This window comes from Streptomyces sp. NPDC038707 (assembly GCF_040636485.1).
In the GTDB taxonomy this organism is placed as follows: domain Bacteria; phylum Actinomycetota; class Actinomycetes; order Streptomycetales; family Streptomycetaceae; genus Streptomyces.
Genome location: NZ_JBEZUP010000082.1, coordinates 1 through 3895 on the forward strand (window position 1 = coordinate 1; position 3895 = coordinate 3895).

The window sequence follows — 3895 nt, forward strand, 5'->3', positions numbered from 1 at the left end:
GCGTCGACGAGGCCCTCTCCCTCAACCCCGACATCGTCTCCACCGCCTGCCCGTTCTGCCTGGTCATGCTCACCGACTCGGTGAACGGCAAGAAGGCTGCGGCCGAAAGCGGCTCCGCCGCGGGCGTCAAGCCGAAGGAGTCCGTCCAGGTCGTGGACGTGGCCCAGCTGCTGCTCGACTCCGTCAAGACGCCGGCCGACCCGGCGGGCGAGGCGGACAGCGAGCCTGCCCCGGAACCGTCGCCGGTGAGGTGACGGTTCCCCGGGCCTGGACGACACCCGGTACACAGCAGTGCGGCCGCTCGGTGGTTCACCGAGCGGCCGCACCTTGTCGGTTCAGGCGTTGTGGGGCGTGCCCAGCACGAGCCCGTAGGCGCGCCGTTCGACCTTGCCGGTGAGGTCGACGGTCACGGCCTTGGCCTCGGTGAACTCGTCGAGGGCGTGCGGACCGAGTTCGCGTCCGGTGCCGCTCTGCTTGAAGCCGCCGAAGGGCAGGTGGGCGGAGATGTTGTGCCAGTCGTTGATCCAGACGCTGCCGGCCTGGAGCTGCTGGGCCACCTCCAGCGCGCGGGGCACGTCCTGGCTCCAGACACCGGCGGACAGGCCGTACTCGGTGTCGTTGGCGATCTTGATGGCCTCGTCGATGGAGTCGTAGCGCAGCACCGACAGGACGGGGCCGAAGATCTCCTCGCTCGCGATGCACATGTCGTTGCGCACGTCGGTGAAGACCGTCGGCTCGATCCAGTAACCCTTCTCGAAACCGGGGCCGGTGGGCACGCCGCCGCCGTGAACGAGGGTGGCGCCCTCCTTCTGGCCCTTCTCGATGTAGCCGAGAATGCGCTTGTGCTGCCCGGGGCCCATGACCGGACCGATGTCCGTGGTGGGGTCGAGCGGGTTGCCGATCTTGAGCGTCTTCAGCCGCTCGACCAGGCGCCGTACGAACTCGTCGTGCAGGGAGGACGGCAGCAGCAGCCGGGTCCCCGACTCGCACGCCTGGCCGGCGTGCAGCAGGAAGGCGTAGGCGGCACCGTCGACGGCCGCGTCGAGGTCGGCGTCGTCCAGCACGATGTTGGGGCCCTTGCCACCGAGTTCCAGGGTCACCCGCTTGATGGTGTCCGCGGCGGCGCGCATGACCTTCCGGCCGACCGCGGTGGAGCCGGTGAACGACACCTTGCGCACGTCGGGGTGGGCCACGAGGTGGGCGCCGACCGTTTCGCCGTCGCCGGTCACCACGTTGAAGACGCCGTCGGGCACACCGGCGTCACGCAGCATCCGGGCCAGTTCGAGCGCGGCGATCGGAGTCTTCTCATCGACCTTGATCACCACGCTGTTGCCGGCGGCGAGCGCCGGGATCGCCTTCCAGACCACCAGCACCAGGGGGAAGTTCCACGGCACGATGCCGACACAGACGCCGATCGGCTCGCGGCGGATCTGGCTGGCGCTCAGCACGGCGCCGGCCACGGGGCCCGGGCTCACCCACTCGTAGCGGCGGGTCAGGTCGGCGTAGTGCTGCATGTGCATGAGCGGGAAACCCACACAGATCGCCTGGGACAGGCGCTGAGGGAAGCCGCACTCCCGGGAGCCGATCTCGGTGAACTCATCGATCCGGCTGGACAGTGCCGCGATCACCCGGTCGATCACGGCGGCCCGCTCGGTCGGCGGGGTGGTGCGCCATGCGCCGCTTTCGAACGCCTGCTTGGCGGCCGCGACCGCGGCGTCGGCGTGCCTGATGTCGCCCTTGGCCGCCGTGGCGACCAGCTCCTCCGTGGCGGGGTTGATCACCTCGTAGCTCTCCGGGGTGTCCACCCATTCACCCGCGATGAACATGCGGTAATGCGGGATGCCCTGCCTGTTCTCGGCGGGGCCGTCGACGGGAGTCGCCACCATGCACTCCTAGCTTTGTCCGATGCGTCGCCGAAACCTCTCCGGCGGCTGCGATTCACCCTAGGAAGGAACGCCGGGAGGGGGTGTCCAGAGAATTGGACACTTCCGCTCCCTGGCCTTCCCACTGCCACGACCAGGCGCGTCAAATGGGCGGCCCGGGTCGACGGACAGAGAGCCGCCGTCTTGTCCCTGACCCTGACCACACGGGATATATGATGCTGAAAGCTGTCCGGCCGTTCCTTCCATGCGGCCGGCAGACCCCGTGCGTGTCGAGACGATGTCTCCGGCGGGAAGAGGTGACCTTGCGTGTACAGCACTGCCCAGCATCCACGTACGGGGCGGGTACGCCCCGAGATCGAGTCCTCCTGGAGCCGGTCGCGCCTGAACGGCCTGAACGAGGACCGCGCGCCGGTCCTGACACAGGGGTCGGTGGCCGGTGACGGCATCCTCGTCCGGGCCGCCCGTCCGGTACTGGACCGGGGGCAGGCGGAACTCGACGACGCCCGGTGCGCACTGGTGCTGGCCGACCGCGAGGCACACATCATCGACGTCCGCTGCGGTGACGGGGCGTTCGGCAAGGCCCTCGACGCCTTCGGCATCGCCCCCGGTGTGCGGTTCGGCGAGGAGCAGGTGGGAACCAACGCGGTCGGGACACCCCTGGAAACCCGCAAGGGCCTGCTGGTCCGCGGGACCGATCACTTCATGACGGCGTTCCGCGGCTTCGCCTGCTACGGGCATCCGATCATCCATCCGATCACCCGCAGGACGGAGGGTGTCGTGAACATCGGTGCCCTCTGCGGAGAGGAGCACCCGCTTTTCGCCTCCCTGGCACGGCGCATCGTCCGGGACATCGAGGACCGGCTCCAGCTGAACGCGACCCGCGCCCAGCATCGGCTGCTGGCGGCGTTCCAGACCGCCGCCCGCTCTCCCCGGCGGCCGGTCATGGTGGTCGGGCAGGGCATCGTCCTGGCCACTCCGGCCGCGCTGGCCCTGCTGGAGCCCGCGGACCACGCGGCCGTCCAGGCGTGCGTCGAGGGCATGTGCTCCCGCGCGGCGGACCATCGCCTGACCCTCGTCTCCGGGCGGACGGTCCGGCTGAGGTGCGTGCCGGTCGACGGCGCCGACGGGGCGCTGATCGACATCGTGGCGGACCGGCCGGGCCGCCGGGGCGAGGACGGCACCGGTATCGCCGCCGGCTGGCCGCTGCTGGTGGTCGGTGAGCCGGGAAGCGGGCGTACCACCGAGGCGCTGCGGGTCGCGGGGGCCGACGCCTACGTCTTGGACGCGACCGATTCCGTGTGGCAGGGCGAGCAGGTCTGGGCCAGGAACATGGCGGCCCTGCTGGACAGCGCGGGGGACCCGGTGGTCATCGAGAACATCCAGCTGCTGAGCGAGCAGGTGACCACGCTGGTCGTGAAGTGCGTGCGCACCTCACGGCGCAGGACCGTGCTGACCTCCGCGCCCGGTGAGCATCTCGAAGGCGTGCACGCGCCGCTGGCGGCGCTCTGCAACGCGCGGCGCGACCTGGTGCCCCTGCGCCGCCGCAGGCACGACATCCCCCGGCTGGCGCAGGGCATGCTGGCCGAGGAGGCGGGCTCCGGCCGGGCCCGGCTGACCGCCGACAGCCTGCGGGTGCTGGCCGCGCAGCCGTGGCCCGGCAATCTCGCCGAACTGCGGCGGGTGGTCCGGTACGTCGCGGGGAGGCGCTCGGCGGGCGACATCGTCCCTTCCGACCTGCCCGCCTCGCACCGAGGCGTACCGGCCCCCAGCTCACCGCTGCGCCAGGCCGAGCGCGAGGTCATCGTCGCCGCCATCGAGGCCGCCGGCGGCAACCGGCTCCAGGCGGCACGCGCGCTGGGGGTCAGCCGGTCCACGCTCTACAACCGCATGCGCGCCTTGCGCATCCACTGACCCGACGTGGTTCAGGAGGTGGTTTCGTCCTTCCAGAGGCCGCGTTCTTCGAGGGTTTCGATGAGGTGGTCGGCGCTCTGGAGGGTGTGCTGTTCCATGAG

Annotated in this window: 2 protein-coding genes and 1 pseudogene; 2 read left to right on the forward strand and 1 reads right to left on the reverse strand. The window is 70.7% G+C overall.

The window, feature by feature from the left end; genetic code table 11:
* A pseudogene (locus AB0E62_RS39805) lies at nt 1-254 on the forward strand (Fe-S oxidoreductase); the annotation flags it as partial.
* Between the two features lie 81 nt (nt 255-335).
* On the opposite strand, the gene AB0E62_RS39810 reads toward AB0E62_RS39805, so the two are convergent.
* Nucleotides 336-1886, reverse strand: coding sequence for an aldehyde dehydrogenase family protein (locus tag AB0E62_RS39810; protein ID WP_362205967.1), 1551 nt, complete (start codon nt 1884-1886; stop codon nt 336-338).
* Nucleotides 1887-2189: 303 nt separating this feature from the next.
* On the opposite strand from AB0E62_RS39810, the gene AB0E62_RS39815 reads away from it, so the two are divergent.
* Nucleotides 2190-3794, forward strand: a complete 1605-nt coding sequence (locus AB0E62_RS39815; RefSeq protein ID WP_362205970.1) for a helix-turn-helix domain-containing protein — start codon at nt 2190-2192, stop codon at nt 3792-3794.
* Nucleotides 3795-3895 lie beyond the last annotated feature (101 nt).

Bases quoted from the DNA above. Each gene is read 5' to 3' on its own strand.
- AB0E62_RS39810 (WP_362205967.1), bottom strand. From the start codon at position 1,886: ATGGTGGCGACTCCCGTCGACGGCCCCGCCGAGAACAGGCAGGGCATC.